Origin of the sequence: Paraburkholderia sp., from assembly GCF_036488505.1 — a bacterium.
Classification (GTDB): Bacteria; Pseudomonadota; Gammaproteobacteria; order Burkholderiales; family Burkholderiaceae; genus Paraburkholderia.
On the sequence record NZ_DASXHN010000053.1, the window covers coordinates 1 to 14,743 of the forward strand.

Below are 14,743 nucleotides of genomic sequence, written 5' to 3' on the forward strand. Positions count from 1 at the left end.
CCATTCGTAGCGGAAGGGCGCCAACGCTTGTGCCCCGCACGAGCCGCTGCGTCGCCATGAGCGCGCAGCGGTCACTTCGCGCATTCGCCGCGCGTACCGCGCGGTTCAGTCTTCCAGCGGCGACAATGCTTCGATCGGCACCGGCTTGTCCCCGCCGATTCTGATCGACGGTACCAGCGCGAGCAGCGCGACCACGAATAGCGCGATCACGAAGATCGACACGAACGTCAGATGCAGCGACTGATGCAGCACCAGCCGGATCACCTCGCTATCGCCGAGATCGGCCGCGCGGTTTTCCAATAGCGCTTTCAACTGATCCGACGTGACGACGGCCAGGTTCTTCGAATGCGTGAGCCCGAAGTTGAGCACCGCGCCGAACAGCGTCGCGCCGAGCGTGCTGCCGAGATTGCGCGAGAACAGGTTCGACGCGGTCGCGCTGCCGCGCTCGTCGGCCCGCACGATCTCCTGGATCAGCACGAGCGAGCTGACGCTCGACGTGCCCATGCCGAAGCCCATCACCAGCGAACCGAGCGCGCCGACGAGCGGCGACACGCCGGGCGACAGAAACAGCAGCAGCACCGCGCCGAGCGGCACGAACGCGCTGCCGCCGATCAGGATGCGGCGCAGCCCGAAGCGATGGAACGACCTGGCCGCGAAGGTCGCGCCGGTGGGCCAGCCAACCATCATCATCGTCAGCGTGAGGCCGGCCACCACGGGCGAGCGCTGCAGCACGCCCTGTACGTACATCGGCAGGAAGGTGGTCGCGCCCATCAGGATCATGCCGGCGAGCACCGTCGCGCTGTTGCACGCGGCGATCGGCCGGCGGCTCCACAGCGCGAACGAGATCATCGGCTCGGCGGCGCGGCGCTCCTGCCACACGAACAGCACCACGCATAGCGCGAACACGCCGGCCGCGAGCGCGGCTGGCGTCAGCGCGTCGTCGCCGCCGTAAGTCAGCGCCATCATCAGCGCGGCGATCGCGGCCATGAAGAGCCCGGCGCCGCCGAAGTCGATCGACGGGCGCGCATGCCGCTCCGCTTCGCGCAGGAACAAGAAGAAGCCCGCCGCCGACGCGAGGCCGATCGGCACGTTCATCCAGAAGATCCACGCCCACGACAGGTCGTGAATGATGAAGCCGCCGACCATCGGCCCGATCACCGCCGAAATCGCCCACACGCTCGCGAGATAACCCTGCACCTTGCCGCGTTCGCGCGCGGGGTACAGGTCGGCGACGATCGTCAGCGTGACCGGCTGGATCGCGCCCGCGCCGACACCCTGGATCAGGCGGAACACGATCATCGCCGGCATCGACCATGCGAAGCCGGCGAGCACCGAGCCGACCAGGAACACCGCGATGCCGGCGAGTATCACCGGCTTGCGGCCGTACAGATCGGCGAGCTTGCCGAAGATCACGGTGGTCGCCGTTTGCGTGAGCAGGAACGACGAGAACACCCAGCTATACAGATGCAGGTCGCCGAGTTGCGAGACGATCTGCGGCATCGCGGTGGACACGATGGTTGCTTCGATCGCGACCATCGCCATCGACGCCATCACGGCGGCGATCACGGGCCCACGCGAGGATGGGGCGCTGCGTTGGGTTGGCTGTTGCGGGCTGCTGTTGGGACTAGCGGACATGAAGGGGCGTAGTATCGGTATGTTGGGCGCGTCCGACGGCTCGAAGGAGGTCATGCCGCGGCGCTGCATCGGCGCGGCCGCGCGTGGCGGCCGCTCAGGAGTATGCACCTTGCGCAGAGTGCGTGCTACGGATCGGGCGGTCCGCCGGCCCGGCCGGGTATGGCACGGCTGTTGCGCACTCAGTTTCCCTTTCGACACGTGGAGGACCATGATGAGGATCGAATTCACCGGACGCCGCGAAGTGATAGCTGCCGCGCGCGTCGCCTTCGAGGCCAATGTGGACGGGACGGGCGTGTGGTGCAGCGTATCGCTGGATGCGTTGAACAATCATTTCGGCAACGGGGGCCCGTCGGCTCACGATCTGGTCGGAACCTTCGAGGCGAACCGCGCACGCATTGAAAATGCGACAAAGCGGGTGCTCGAAAGAAACGGCGGGCAGTCGGTGGAACTCGAGACGAGCGATTTCGACAAGGTTTGAAACCCGCTTTTTGACGGCGCGGTTGCGTTTCGACGCGCAACCGCGCAGTTCGATTGCGCGGTTCAACAGCAGGGGGCGGCTTTTTATCGGCGTATGCAAACGCGCGCCGGTGCGCACTGCGATGCACATCCTGATTAGCACGATGATTCGCGCGACCACCGAATGGCTACGGTATAGTCGCGGCAATCAATAATTCGCCGTCTAGATCTGGAGAATATCGTGCAGGAAATCATCGATGGGTTGATCCGCTTTCAACGCGAGGTCTTTCCGCAGCAGAGCGCACTGTTCTAGCGTTTGTCGACTGCGCAGAGTCCCAGCACGCTTTTCGTCACCTGCTCGGACAGCCGCGTGGTGCCCGAACTGCTGACGCAGACCGAGCCCGGGTCGCTGTTCGTAATCCGCAATGCGGGCAATATCGTGCCGTCGTACGGCCCCGAGCCGGGCGGCGTATCGGCTACCGTCGAATACGCGGTGGCCGTGCTCGGCGTGCAGGACATCGTGATCTGCGGCCACTCGAACTGCGGCGCGATGACCGCGATCTCGACGTGCACGAATCTCGAACATCTGCCGGCGGTCGCGAGCTGGCTGCGTCACTCGGATGCCGCGAAGGCGATCAACGCATCGCGCCACTACGACTCGGATGCGGAGCGCCTCTCGGCGCTGGTCAAGGATAACGTGATCGCGCAGCTCAGCAATATCCGCACGCATCCGTCGGTGGCCGTCGGGCTCGTGAACAAGACGCTGCGACTGCACGGCTGGATCTTCAATATCGAAAGCGGAGCGATGCTCGCGCTCGACGGAAAGACCGGCGAGTTTCTGTCGTTGGCGGATCACCCGGAGATCTACGCGGTTTAATGCGGTTTGATGTGCTGTTGGATGTTTTTTGGATGTTTTTCTTGTCATTGTATTCTGCCGTGTTATTTCACCTGGACTTCACTAGGTGGTAATGCGGTCTGGTGATGCAGTGAGGTAAAACTCCAGCTGAATACGCGGCGTAGCGGATTTTTCCGTGCGCCGCGTTTTTTTTGCCCAGTTCAATATTTGACTTCTGCAAAATCTGCTGTGGTCTGCATTTCTGTTTGCTTCTGAATTTCAAGCGGACTCGCGGAAATGCGTCGCACTGCACTAGGAATGTTCTTATAGCATTCTCAGGGAGTTTAAAATTTTGCAAAGATCCTTGTTGAGATAGCTACCAGATTGCCCGTGCGTTGTTACGATGCAGACCTTATCGAGAACACCAGCGGAGTACGGATGTCTTTTAGCCGCAGCGTTACGTATATAAGCCGGCCATGGGGATTCAAGGATGATCTTCGGCGGTATGCAAACTGGAAGCAGCTCACACGCGAGGAACAGGACGAAATAACGCAGGTATTGAGTGTTGCACATGAGCACTTCGTGAAATGGGCGAGTCCTGATTCATGGACGTCGAGTGACAGTGACATGCACCAGCTGCGAGGTCTATTAGGAAGTGTCGGTCCGGCGGGATTGCAGATCAGCGAGATGGACGACCATGAGGTGGCTCGGGCGGTGCATCAGGAACTTCGAAGTCGCCGGCTGATTTATATTCCGCCACCGTGGGAGATCGCGAATCACATTGAACGGGAAAGGGCACGGCGGAGCCGGGAGGCGAAACGGCGTGATTTTTCGATACCGGATGAAGTGACTCCTGTCGGTTCTGTCGGGGCGGCTGATATAGCCCACAGGAACGCTTCTCGTGCGCCAGTGGCTCCGTCTCCGGTAGCCGAATTTATGGCGAACGAAGCAGGTGAGGATGTTAATCAGCTTGTGGCCATGTCGCCGGGTTTGCTGGCGGATTTGAAAAAGTTGGCAGATGTGGGGTGGCAGATTCAGTATGGCAAGCCGGGTGGAGGGTCCGAGACAGATCGCCTAAATAAGCTTATTAACATTGACAGCGGCTTTGAAAAGAGTCCCAAAGCATTTACGAAAATCCTGTCTCACGAAATAGGGCATGCAATGTATCCATACGAGCCCGATTACTCATCAAAAGATGTCTACGTGCATGGTACGTTGGCGGACGAGGGAGCGGCAACGATGGTCAATATTCGAACGCAGCGTGAAATTCTAAGACAGGGCGGCCCCGACATTGGGGTCCTTGGTGCCAACCATGCAAGCTACAACCAGGCTTACGACCAATATCTGAACGACGGAAATGCCGCCGCCTGCCGGCAAGCAATCGGAATAGCATTTGGTAATGAAGTTACGTCGAATGCCAGGCAGACATACAGTGACTACTATGGAGGCTGGTATGACCAGGCTTATTCGGCCAGGTAGTCTGTCCAGGATGATTGCCGTACTTTGTCTGATGACTAAAGTTACCGGATGTAGTCTGGCAATTGAACAATACAGAAAGGATTCACAGATGACTCAATCGGATAAGACACTGTGGCAAGCTATCGACGCGCTCGCACAGCAGGTCCCCTTTACAAGGACCAAGGTGGAAGCGGTGCTCATGACCCCTCTTGTCGAAAAAGACACTAGCAGAAGCCCGTTTCCGAACAAGGCATTCCGGTTCTACATAGCAGGTAGAACTGTCAGTCTGTCAGACGGCGTAGTGATCAGTGATGTGGATTTACGTATTCGACACAGGGCAGGTCATCCAGGTTTTCTCGTGCTTAACCTCAATGGAGCTTGCATTGGCCTCCATAAGATTCGTGCGCACTATGAGGACATCAAGTTGACGTTTCCTCCTCGGCCAGATTCAGCGGACCCATCGACGGGCTACTCAGTTCTCTTGCCATGGGGAAAGTTGTCCTTCGGTTTTCTAATGCGAAATCCGGATTGCCTTTCATCGCTGGTTTTTGATCCCGAACCAGTTGAAGCAAGTGACGTAGCGAAGTAGCCGGAGAGTTCCGTTGAATTTGGCTTTTGCGGAACGGGAAGAATCGTAGTCGCAAACTGCAGGTGTTTAGGCATGACCGGAAACACTCGTACCGATATCTTCCTCAGGACACTGGCGATGCTCGGGTTGGTGGCCTTGCTTGGTGGATGTGGCGAGGTAACAGGTCAATACAAAAAAGGTTCGCAGATAATGGAGCCGGACATGACATTGTGGCAAACCATCGACGCGGTGGTCCAACAGATTCCGTTTACCAAGGCCAAGCTGAAAAACCTGCTAATGACCCAGCTTGTCGAGAAAGACACCAGTAGGGTCGCGATTCCGAACACCGCATTCCAGTTATACGGGGGTGGGCCGGTCAAACTGGCGGACGACGTAGTAATCAGCAATGTGGATCTGCGGATTCGACACCGGGCAGGCCATCCAGGTTTTCTCGTACTTCAGATTGATGGGGATTGTATCGACCTTGATGCGGTACGTCAGCATTACAGTAATCTCAAAGTTACAGATCGTCCGCGAGGAATATCACCCGAGGAAGCTACGTCATATACGGCGGTACTGCATTGGGGGAAACTCTCTTTCAGCTTCAAGGAGCGTAACCCGAATTGCGTTTCATCGGTGGCTTTTGCACCCGAGTTGAACGAAGCAGGCAGCGCGGAGAGGTGACAAGATGTACGGAAAGTAGAGTGGGTGGAAGCCGTCTCAAGAAATTTGAAAATATCAAAGCTAATCGATGCAAACCCATCCTCCCAGTTAATCTGGCGAGGGCGCTTGCGATGTTCGCTTTAGCAAATGGGGCTTGCGGGATGGGGGCAGGCGGGTGCGCAGCGCGGAACGGATTCACAGGTCGCGCTTGGTTTCAAGAAACGTAACCGGCCTTGTCTGGCATACATCACCCTCGATCCGCAATTCGAAACAGACAACACCACGCACGAACGACCGTAACGCGCGGACAATGCGCGAGAAACAGCCGGCCGCACAAAGCGCGCGGGCATAATCAAACATTCGCCAACGCATCGGCGCGACAAGCTCAGTCATCGCGCCGCCCTAACGACAACCGTCCGGCGCGCCCCACAGGACCCTTCATGCCACCCCTCGCCGCCGTCCGCTCAACCGCCGTGCCGCTGCGCAGCGTTGCGCTGATCCTCGCGTCGATGTTCTGTTTCGCGCTCGTCGACGCATTGGCGAAATCCGTCGCGCTCGTCTATCCGGCCAACGAGGTGACGTTCTTCCGCATGCTGTTCGGACTGTTTCCGGCGCTGGCGCTGTGCATGCGCGGCAAGCCGCTGGCCTCGCGTCTGCGGCAACTGGATGTGCGCGGCCAGACCATTCGGGCGCTCACGCTGCTCGGCGCGTCCGCTCTGTTTTTCGCCGGGCTGCCGTATATGCCGCTCAGCGAGGCGGTCGCGATCGTCTATTCGGAGACGCTGCTCGTGATCGTGCTGGCGCCAATGCTGCTAAAGGAAACGCTGAAGCCGCGCGACGCGCTGGCCGCCGCGGTCGGCTTCGCCGGTGTGCTGCTGGTGGTGCGCCCGCACGGTTCGCATTCCAGTTGGCTCGGTCCCGCGCTGCTAGTATCGAGCGCGTTCTGCGGCGCGTTATCGATCATCCAGATCAAGCGCATCCACGCGAACGACGATTCGGGCACCACGGTGCTGTACTTCACCGCGCTCGGCACGATCGTGATGGGCGCATCGCTGTTATTCGCATGGCGCACGCCGTCGTTCGACGCGCTCGCAATCATGGCCTTGCTCGGCGCATTCGCGACGGCGGGACAACTGCTGATGACGATGGCGTTTCGCGAAGCAGAGGCCGGCGCGCTCGCGCCGTATAACTACACGAGCATCGTGTGGGCCGCACTGTTCGGCTATCTGGTGTGGGGCGAGACGATCGGCGCGCTGTCGTTGCTCGGTATCGCGCTGATCGTCGGCAGCTCGATCGTGGTTGCGATGCGCCGCAAGCCGAAAGAAGGACCGCTGGTGTAACGCGGCTGGCGGCGCCGGCAAGGACCCCGAACGAGCGCAGCCGCGCGGCGCCCAGGCAAAAGACCTCAGCGCAACGAAGCAGCGAGGCGCGCAAAAGTGGTTTCGTCGGTGCGATCGAACGCAAGCGGCGTGACCGACACGCGGCCCGCCGCGACCACCGCGGTTTCGCTATCGGGATCGTTGGCGCGCGCGCCACGCTGAAAGCGCAGCCAGTAGTACTCGATGCCGCGCGGGTCGACCTGCGGCAGCACATCGATGTCTTCGACGAGCCCCACACCTTGCCGCGACGGCGTGAGCGGCCCGGCATCGGCTGCGTCGACATCCGGGAAATTGATGTTCAGGCAGGTCGGCGCGGCGTGTTCGATCGCGAGCAACTGGCGGATCACGCGAGGCGCGAGGGTGCGCGCGGTGTCCCAGCGCACCCGCTCCCGATCGCGGAAAGTCTGGCTCAGCGCGAACGACGGCAAGCCCAGCAACAGGCCGGTCATCGCCGCGCCGACGGTGCCGGAGAACATCGTCTCGACGCCGAGGTTGGCGCCGCGATTGATGCCGGAGAGCACCAGCGTCGGCGGCGTATCGCGCATCAGATGGCGCACGCCCATCACCACGCAGTCACCGGGCGTGCCGGTCACGCCGAAGCGCCGCTCGCCCTGGCGGCTCACGCGCAGCGGCGAATGCAGGCTGATCGAATGCGACGTACCGCTCTGATCGTGTTCCGGCGCGACCACCCAGACTTCGTGCGCGAGTTCGGCGGCTACCGCTTCGAGTACGGCGAGGCCGGGCGCGTCGATACCGTCGTCGTTCGTCAACAGCACGCGCGGCACTTTGGATTCGTAAGCGGGCATCGCGTCAATCTCCTCTCGTGTGAATACGGTCGCTCATTATCCGGCTTTCGCCGAACGCGCGTACGATGGAACACCTCGCGTTCAGCAGCACGTGCGATGCCAGCGCCGTGCTTTGCGCCAACCGATGCCGGATGAACCGCCATGCAGATAGAACCGTTTGAGATTGCGATCGCCGATCAGGACATCGACGATCTGCGCCGCCGCCTGCGCGCGACCCGCTGGCCGCCGGCCACGCCAGCGCCTGCGTGGCAGCAGGGCGCGGACCCGGCATGGCTGCGCGAGCTCACGAGCTATTGGGCCGGGCAGTTCGACTGGCGCGCGGCCGAACGCAAGCTCAACCGGCTGCCGCAATTTCTCGCCGACCTGAACGGCCAGACCGTGCATTTCGCGCATCGGCGCGGCGCCGCGAACACGCCTGGCTTCGAACCCTATCCGCTCGTGATCACGCATGGCTGGCCCGGCTCGTTCTTCGAGTTTCATGCGCTGCTGGACCACCTGTGCGACCCGGCCGCGTTCGGCGCCGACCCCGCCGATGCGTTCGACGTCGTCACGCCATCGCTGCCGGGCTTCGCATTTTCGCCGGCGCCCGCGCAAGCGGGCATGTCCGCGTTTCAAGTCGCGGATCTGTGGGCCTCGCTGATGCGCGCGCTGGGTTACGAACGCTTCGGCGCGCAGGGCGGCGATCTCGGCGCGGGCGTGTCGATCGCGCTTGCCGCGCGTCATCCGCAAGCAGTCGATGGCATTCATCTCAACTTCCTGCCGAGTTCGTACGAGCCGGCGATCGGCGCGGCCGAGCAGCCACTGACGGCGGCCGAGCAAAACTATCTGCGCGAGAAGACCGACTGGGCCGCGCTCGAAGGCGGCTACGCGCATCAGCATGCAACCAAACCGCTGACCGTGGCCGCATCGCTCAACGATTCGCCGGCGGGGCTAGCCGCATGGATCGGCGAAAAGTTTCGCGCGTGGAGCGATTGCGGCGGCGATGTCGACGCGGTGTTCTCGCAAGACGAACTGCTCACCAATATCTCGCTCTACTGGTTCACCCAGTGCATCGGCCCGGCCATGCAGATGTACTGGGAGAACCGCTTGCAACCGATGCGTTTCGCCGGCGGCCCGCGCATCGACACACCGCTCGGTTTCGCGCTGTTTCCGAAAGAGATCCATCATCCGCCGCGCAGCTGGCTCGGCAGAACGTTCAACGTCGTGCAGTGGAGCGAGATGTCCAGTGGCGGCCATTTCGCGGCGATGGAGCAACCTGCTTTTCTGGCTGCCGAGATTCGCCGGTTTTTCAGGCCATTACGCGCAAAAAGCGGTTGACCTCGCCGCGCGCCGCGGCGGCACGAAATGTGCAGCCACAGGCCGTTCGGACACGCATCCGTGGAAGTTTCATTCGGCAAACCTGGCAAATGCGGCCTGGGGTTTTCACCCCGGCAGTCGCGGCGGGAGATGCAATAACAATGCAGAAAGTGAAGGCTTATCGAACGCGCGTTATCTATTTCACCCGCGACCCCGCCGCGCAACTGCTGGCGGATATTCAGCGACGCGATTGGGAAGTCGAAGTCATCGATTCGCTTCGCGACGTGCGGCATGCGCTACAGGATGGCGCGCCGGCAGGCGGTCTGGTCGATCTGTCCAGCGTGCTCGAAGCGCACGATGCATCCGCGCTGCGAACCTGCCTTGCGCTGCCGAACGTCGGTTGGGTCGCGTTGGCCGAAAGCCCGCATCTGGAGGACCCCGCCACGCGCCGGCTGGTGCGCGACTACTGCTTCGATTACGTGACGCTGCCCGCCGCGAGTACGCGCATCGTCGACACCGTCGGCCATGCGTGCGGGATGATGTCGCTCGGCGAACCGGCGTTTATCGACACGTCTAGCGTCGAAGGCGAAATGATCGGCAACTGCGAAGCGATGCTCGCGCTGTTCCGTTCGATCCACAAGGTGGCCGCTACCGATGCACCGGTCTTTATCGCAGGCGAATCGGGCACGGGCAAGGAGCTGACCGCCGCGGCGATCCACGCGCGTTCGGCGCGCCGCCATGCGCCGTTCGTCGCGATCAACTGCGGCGCGATTGCGCCACCGCTATTGCAGTCGGAACTGTTCGGTCATGAGCGCGGCGCGTTTACCGGCGCGTATCAACGGCGTATCGGCCGCGTCGAAAGCGCGAACGGAGGGACGCTGTTTCTCGACGAGATCGGCGATCTGCCGTACGAAAGCCAGGCGAGCCTGCTGCGCTTCGTACAGGAAAACACGATCGACCGGCTCGGCGGCCAGGGTTCGATCGAACTCGACGTGCGCATCCTCTGCGCGACGCACGTCGATATCGACGCGGCGATCGAAGCCGGGCGTTTCCGCGCCGATCTCTACCACCGGCTGAGCGTGTTGCGCATCGATGAGCCGCCGCTGCGCGCGCGCGGCCAGGACATCGAACTGCTCGCGCTGTACGTTCTCGAACGTTATCGCAAGGACGCGAGCCGGCGTCTGCATGGCTTCGCGGCCGACGCGATGATGGCGATGCATGCGTACGACTGGCCCGGCAATGTGCGCGAGCTGATCAACCGGGTGCGGCGCGCGATCGTGATGTCGGAAGGGCGCACGATCACCGCCGCGGATCTCGAACTCGGCAGCTACGCGGCGACGTCGGCCACGACACTCGCGCAGGCGCGCGAAACCGCCGAGCGGCAGGCGATCGAACTCGCGCTGTTGCGCCATCGCGGCCGGTCGGTCCAGGCCGCGCGCGAACTCGGTATCTCGCGTGCGACGCTGTACCGGTTGATCGCCGCGCACGGTGTGCGCTACGGCGAAGAAAACGACATGCGGCACTGATAAAAAAGCCTTGACGCCGCGCATCCATCCTCTATAGTTCACCACATGGTGAAGTATCCAGTCAGTCAACTCGATCGTACGTTTGCCGCGCTCGTGGATCCCACGCGGCGGGCCATCCTCGCGCGTCTCGAACGCGAGCCGGGCCTGTCGATCACGGAAATCGCGCGTCCGTTGCCGGTCAAGCTGCCGGCGGTGATGAAGCATCTGGATGTGCTGAGCGATGCCGGCTTGATCGCGCGCACAAAGAGCGGGCGAACGGTGTCGGTCGAACTCGTTGCCGGTCCGATGGAAGAAGCGATGGCGTGGCTCAGGCGCTATGAGCGTTTCTGGTCCGCGAGTCTCGACCGGCTTGCCGACTTTGTCGAAGGAGAAGATGGATGACCAGCGAGAAGCCCAGTCTGACGATCATTCGGCGTCTGAAGGCGCCGCCCGCGCGGGTCTACGCGGCATGGACGCGTCCCGAGCTGATGGTGCGGTGGTGGGGACCCGACGGCGGGCCGGTGCTGAGCGCCGAAGCCGATCCGCGCGTAGGCGGCCGCTTTCATGTGGTGTTCCAGACGCTGAACGGCGAGACGCACGATTGCCGCGGCGAATACCGCGAGGTCGAACCCGATCGCAAGCTGGTGTTCACGTGGGAGTGGGTCACGATGCCCGAACGGCGCTCGCTCGTGACGATCGCATTGCGCTCGATCGACGAGGGGACCGAGCTCAATTTCACCCATTCGCAATTCGCCGACGAAGCGGCGCGCGATGGCCACCGCATCGGCTGGACCGGCTCGTTCGAGAAGCTGGACGAGTTGCTGGCGGAGCTGGCCAGCGAAGCCGCCTGAAACGGCAAAGCCCGGGTGCCCGACGCGCAGGCACGCAGCCGAAGTACTGAAACGGCAGTGCCCCGAGGCCACGCCGCGCCATCACTTCCATCGCTATTGAGGTCCGACATGAAGCTCTATTACGCTGAAACACTCGCTCCACGAAAAGCCTGCGCGGTGGCCGGCTATCTGGATTTGCCGATCGATTACGTGTTCGTCGATCTCGGCCACGGCGAGCACACGAAACCGGACTATCTCGCGATCAATCCGAACGGCAAGGTGCCGGCGCTCGTCGACGGCGAGCGCCGGCTGTGGGAGGCCGACGCGATCATCTGCCATCTCGCGCAGCGTGCGCAATCGGCGCTGTGGCCGCGCGACGCGCAGCAGCAGATCGACGTCGTGCGCTGGATGAGCTGGAACAGCCAGCACCTGTACCGGCACGCTGGCACGCTGTACTTCGAGCACCTGATCAAGCCGTGGATCGGCTTGGGCGACCCCGATCAGACGACAGTCGCGCAAGCTCAGGCATCGTTCCGCCAGCACGCGGCGGTGCTCGACCAGCATTTGAACGGACGCAAGTGGCTGCTCGGCAACGATCTTTCGGTAGCGGACTTTTCCGTCGGCGTATCGCTGCCGTATGCGCATGACTCGAAGATGCCGCTCGACGAATTTCCCGAGGTGCGGCGCTGGCACGATCAGCTCAATGCATTCGACGCATGGCGCAATCCGTTTCCCGCGCGCACCGAAAAGGCCGTCGCGCACGCGTGACACGCGCGTTATGCCGCGCCGCGCGCGGCTGATTCGCCAGCGCGCAGGACGCTGAGCGCTGTCGTGGCAGTGCCGGCGCGATTGCCGTATCGTGTGAGGCTCCTGATGCGCTCGCGACGCGGGCGCGCAAGTACCTGTTACGCGATGACCTCTGCCTCGAACCACGATACCCGGCGCCGTTTTCTGCGCACCGCGCTTGGCGTGCCGGTGTCGCTGGCATTGCCGGCACTCGCGTGCGCGCAAACCGGCGCGCCCGCGTTACCCCGTGCGTTACCCCCTATCACGCAGCGCGTGATTCCTTCCAGTGGCGAACGTCTGCCGGTCATCGGCTGCGGGACGTGGCGCACGTTCGACGTCGGCGACGATCCAGCCGCCCGCGCGCAACTGGCCGACGTGCTGCGCATCCTGTTCGAAGCGGGTGGTTCGGTGATCGATTCATCACCGATGTACGGCTCGTCCGAGCAGGTCGCGGGCGCGTTGCTCACGCAACTCGATGCGCACCGCCAGGCGTTCGTTGCGACGAAGGTCTGGACCGAAGGACGTGAAGCGGGCATCGCGCAGATGGAGCAATCGTCGCGACGATTGCAACAGCCGCGTATCGATCTGATGCAGATCCACAATCTGCTCGACTGGCGCACGCAGCTCGCGACGTTGCGCGACTGGAAAGCGCGCGGCCGGATTCGCTATCTCGGCATCACGCATTACACGTCGAGTGCGTTCGACCAGGTCGCGTCGGTGATGCGCAGCGAAAAGCCCGACTTCGTGCAGATCAACTACGCCGCCGACGATCGCGCGGCCGAGCAGCGCATCTTGCCGCTCGCGGCGGAGCTGGGCATCGGTGTCGTGATCAATCAGCCGTTTGGCGGCGGCGGGCTGCTTGCGCGCGTGATGAAAACGCCGCTGCCCGCGTGGGCTGCGGAAATCGGCTGCACGAGCTGGGCGCAGGTGCTGCTCAAATTCGTGCTCGCCCATCCGGCGGTGACGGTCGTGATTCCCGGCACCGGGCGCCCTCAATACATGGCCGATAACGTGCGCGCCGGCTCGGGACCGTTACCCGACGCCGCGATGCGCGCGCGCATCATCGCGGCAGTGGGCGGCTGACGCATCGCGCTGCGTTCGATCCGCTGAGCGCTCGGTTGAACATCGCGAACAGACCAACGGCGTGCGCGTCGCGCACCACGCAACGTGCAATACGCATCGCGGGAATAAACCGCACCACATGTCAGTCATCCCTCATGAACCGGCTCGCAAGGGCCGCGGGACGATCCCGCGGCCGGTTCTGCGAATCGTTAGCATGAGGTCACCATGGCGTCACATCATTCATTCGATCCGGCGCGTCGCGGCGCGCTGAAATGCCTGGCGTTCGGCGGATTGGGCACCGTCTTCATGCTGTCGGGCGGCGTGCTCACGCCCGTGGAACTGGCGCTTGCCGCCGACGCGAGAGTTCCGGCCGCGACGGGCGTGCCGCTATTTCTGCAGATCAGCGACACGCATATCGGCTTCAACAAGGAAGCCAACCCCGATGTGGCAGGCACGCTCAAACAGACGATCGAGTTCGTCAACGCGATGCCGGCGAGACCGCCACTCGCGATCCACACCGGCGACATTACGCACCTGTCGAAAGCGTCGGAGTTCGATCTCGCCGCGCAACTGCTGGGAGGATTGAAGATTACCGAACTGCATACCGTGCCGGGCGAACACGACGTGACGGACGGCCCAGGTACCGAGTACTTCACGCGCTTCGGCAAGGCGTCGGATAACCGCGGCTATTACAGCTTCGATCATCAGGGTGTGCATTTCGTCGGCCTCGTCAACGTGATGCATTTCAAGCCGAACGGCCTCGGCGGTCTCGGTGCCGAGCAGCTCGAGTGGCTCGAAAACGATCTGAAAGGCCGCTCGTCGAGCACCCCGATCGTCGTGTTCGCGCACATGCCGATGTGGACGATCTACGAGCCATGGGGTTGGGGCACCGGCGACGCGGGTCAGGCGATGGACTACCTGAAGCGCTTCGGTTCGGTGACGGTGCTCAACGGCCACATCCACCAGATCGTGTCGAAAGTGGAGGGCAATATCACGTTCCACACCGCACGGTCGACGGCCTATCCGCAGCCGACAGCCGGCCAGGGCGATGGCCCCGGCCCGCTGAAAGTGGCAAGCGACCAGCTACCCAGAATGCTCGGCGTCACCAGTGTCAGCATCGCGCGCCATCCGTTGAAGGCCACGCTGGCCGACAAGACGCTGGCTTGATATCAGCTTCATTTCACGCATTTCACGTTCAGGAGATCAGTCATGCCAACTATCCGGATTGGCCGCGCGCTTTGGGTTCTGCTCGGCGGCTCTGTGGTGATCGCCGCGTCGGCTGCCATGTGCGTGGCGCGCGCGGAAACGCCCAACGCGGTCGTCATCAAGAACTTCATGTTTACGCCGATGGCGCTCACGGTCAAGGTCGGGTCGACCGTGACCTGGAAGAATCTGGACGGCGAGCCGCACACGGTCGTCAACGATGCCGGCATGTTCCGTTCCGCAGCGCTCGACCAGAACGAC

Annotated in this window: 15 protein-coding genes and 1 pseudogene; 13 read left to right on the forward strand and 3 right to left on the reverse strand. The window is 62.5% G+C overall.

Annotated features, from left to right (window positions below):
- Positions 1-105: 105 nt before the first annotated feature.
- Positions 106-1,635: an MDR family MFS transporter gene (locus tag VGH68_RS03135; protein ID WP_331602044.1), complete on the reverse strand. Its 1,530-nt coding sequence runs from the start codon at positions 1,633-1,635 to the stop codon at positions 106-108.
- A gap of 211 nt (positions 1,636-1,846) precedes the next feature.
- Here VGH68_RS03135 and VGH68_RS03140 point away from each other — a divergent pair, with 211 nt between their 5' ends.
- From VGH68_RS03140 to VGH68_RS03155, 4 genes and pseudogenes are all read left to right on the forward strand, one after another.
- On the forward strand, positions 1,847-2,113 hold the full coding sequence (locus VGH68_RS03140) for a DUF1488 domain-containing protein (protein WP_331602045.1): 267 nt from the start codon (positions 1,847-1,849) through the stop codon (positions 2,111-2,113).
- Positions 2,114-2,332: 219 nt separating this feature from the next.
- A pseudogene (locus tag VGH68_RS03145) lies at positions 2,333-2,968 on the forward strand (carbonic anhydrase).
- 396 nt (positions 2,969-3,364) lie between these two features.
- Positions 3,365-4,405 carry a hypothetical protein gene (locus VGH68_RS03150; RefSeq protein WP_331602046.1) on the forward strand — a complete coding sequence of 347 codons (1,041 nt, stop codon included), beginning with the start codon at positions 3,365-3,367 and terminating at the stop codon, positions 4,403-4,405.
- Between the two features lie 640 nt (positions 4,406-5,045).
- Positions 5,046-5,636 carry a hypothetical protein gene (locus VGH68_RS03155; RefSeq protein WP_331602047.1) on the forward strand — a complete coding sequence of 197 codons (591 nt, stop codon included), beginning with the start codon at positions 5,046-5,048 and terminating at the stop codon, positions 5,634-5,636.
- A gap of 174 nt (positions 5,637-5,810) precedes the next feature.
- Here the strand turns inward: VGH68_RS03155 and VGH68_RS03160 are convergent, their stop codons facing one another.
- Entirely contained in the window at positions 5,811-6,008 is a 198-nt protein-coding gene (locus VGH68_RS03160) for a hypothetical protein (protein WP_331602048.1), read from the reverse strand.
- Positions 6,009-6,055: 47 nt separating this feature from the next.
- On the opposite strand from VGH68_RS03160, the gene VGH68_RS03165 reads away from it, so the two are divergent.
- Positions 6,056-6,955 carry a DMT family transporter gene (locus VGH68_RS03165; protein ID WP_331602049.1) on the forward strand — a complete coding sequence of 300 codons (900 nt, stop codon included), beginning with the start codon at positions 6,056-6,058 and terminating at the stop codon, positions 6,953-6,955.
- 65 nt (positions 6,956-7,020) lie between these two features.
- On the opposite strand, the gene surE is transcribed toward VGH68_RS03165, so the two are convergent.
- Positions 7,021-7,800: a 5'/3'-nucleotidase SurE gene (gene surE / locus VGH68_RS03170; RefSeq protein ID WP_331602050.1), complete on the reverse strand. Its 780-nt coding sequence runs from the start codon at positions 7,798-7,800 to the stop codon at positions 7,021-7,023.
- Positions 7,801-7,941: 141 nt separating this feature from the next.
- Between surE and VGH68_RS03175 the strand changes: the two genes are divergently transcribed.
- The 8 genes from VGH68_RS03175 to VGH68_RS03210 form a co-directional block, all read left to right on the forward strand.
- A complete protein-coding gene (locus VGH68_RS03175) occupies positions 7,942-9,117 on the forward strand; it encodes an epoxide hydrolase family protein (protein WP_331602051.1) in 1,176 nt (391 codons plus the stop codon).
- Positions 9,118-9,257: 140 nt separating this feature from the next.
- Positions 9,258-10,622 carry a sigma-54 dependent transcriptional regulator gene (locus tag VGH68_RS03180; protein ID WP_331602052.1) on the forward strand — a complete coding sequence of 455 codons (1,365 nt, stop codon included), beginning with the start codon at positions 9,258-9,260 and terminating at the stop codon, positions 10,620-10,622.
- 45 nt (positions 10,623-10,667) lie between these two features.
- Positions 10,668-11,003, forward strand: coding sequence for a metalloregulator ArsR/SmtB family transcription factor (locus VGH68_RS03185; protein WP_331602053.1), 336 nt, complete (start codon positions 10,668-10,670; stop codon positions 11,001-11,003).
- Positions 11,000-11,452 (forward strand): SRPBCC domain-containing protein, encoded by a 453-nt coding sequence (locus VGH68_RS03190; RefSeq protein ID WP_331602054.1) that lies wholly within the window; start codon positions 11,000-11,002, stop codon positions 11,450-11,452. Before VGH68_RS03185 ends, VGH68_RS03190 begins: the two co-directional genes overlap by 4 nt.
- 108 nt (positions 11,453-11,560) lie before the next feature.
- Entirely contained in the window at positions 11,561-12,199 is a 639-nt protein-coding gene (locus VGH68_RS03195; protein ID WP_331602055.1) for a glutathione S-transferase family protein, read from the forward strand.
- Positions 12,200-12,343: 144 nt separating this feature from the next.
- Entirely contained in the window at positions 12,344-13,300 is a 957-nt protein-coding gene (locus tag VGH68_RS03200; RefSeq protein ID WP_331602056.1) for an aldo/keto reductase, read from the forward strand.
- A gap of 204 nt (positions 13,301-13,504) precedes the next feature.
- Entirely contained in the window at positions 13,505-14,446 is a 942-nt protein-coding gene (locus VGH68_RS03205; protein WP_331602057.1) for a metallophosphoesterase family protein, read from the forward strand.
- 42 nt (positions 14,447-14,488) lie between these two features.
- A partial coding sequence (locus VGH68_RS03210; protein ID WP_331602058.1) for a plastocyanin/azurin family copper-binding protein occupies positions 14,489-14,743 on the forward strand: 255 nt, incomplete at its 3' end.

Coding starts and splice junctions, on each gene's coding strand:
- VGH68_RS03155 (WP_331602047.1), top strand. CDS start 5,046: ATGACCGGAAACACTCGTACCGATATCTTCCTCAGGACACTGGCGATG.
- VGH68_RS03150 (WP_331602046.1), top strand. CDS start 3,365: ATGTCTTTTAGCCGCAGCGTTACGTATATAAGCCGGCCATGGGGATTC.
- VGH68_RS03140 (WP_331602045.1), top strand. CDS start 1,847: ATGAGGATCGAATTCACCGGACGCCGCGAAGTGATAGCTGCCGCGCGC.
- VGH68_RS03190 (WP_331602054.1), top strand. CDS start 11,000: ATGACCAGCGAGAAGCCCAGTCTGACGATCATTCGGCGTCTGAAGGCG.
- VGH68_RS03205 (WP_331602057.1), top strand. CDS start 13,505: ATGGCGTCACATCATTCATTCGATCCGGCGCGTCGCGGCGCGCTGAAA.
- VGH68_RS03165 (WP_331602049.1), top strand. CDS start 6,056: ATGCCACCCCTCGCCGCCGTCCGCTCAACCGCCGTGCCGCTGCGCAGC.
- VGH68_RS03195 (WP_331602055.1), top strand. CDS start 11,561: ATGAAGCTCTATTACGCTGAAACACTCGCTCCACGAAAAGCCTGCGCG.
- VGH68_RS03175 (WP_331602051.1), top strand. CDS start 7,942: ATGCAGATAGAACCGTTTGAGATTGCGATCGCCGATCAGGACATCGAC.
- VGH68_RS03135 (WP_331602044.1), bottom strand. CDS start 1,635: ATGTCCGCTAGTCCCAACAGCAGCCCGCAACAGCCAACCCAACGCAGC.
- VGH68_RS03160 (WP_331602048.1), bottom strand. CDS start 6,008: ATGACTGAGCTTGTCGCGCCGATGCGTTGGCGAATGTTTGATTATGCC.
- VGH68_RS03200 (WP_331602056.1), top strand. CDS start 12,344: ATGACCTCTGCCTCGAACCACGATACCCGGCGCCGTTTTCTGCGCACC.
- VGH68_RS03185 (WP_331602053.1), top strand. CDS start 10,668: ATGGTGAAGTATCCAGTCAGTCAACTCGATCGTACGTTTGCCGCGCTC.
- VGH68_RS03180 (WP_331602052.1), top strand. CDS start 9,258: ATGCAGAAAGTGAAGGCTTATCGAACGCGCGTTATCTATTTCACCCGC.
- surE (WP_331602050.1), bottom strand. CDS start 7,800: ATGCCCGCTTACGAATCCAAAGTGCCGCGCGTGCTGTTGACGAACGAC.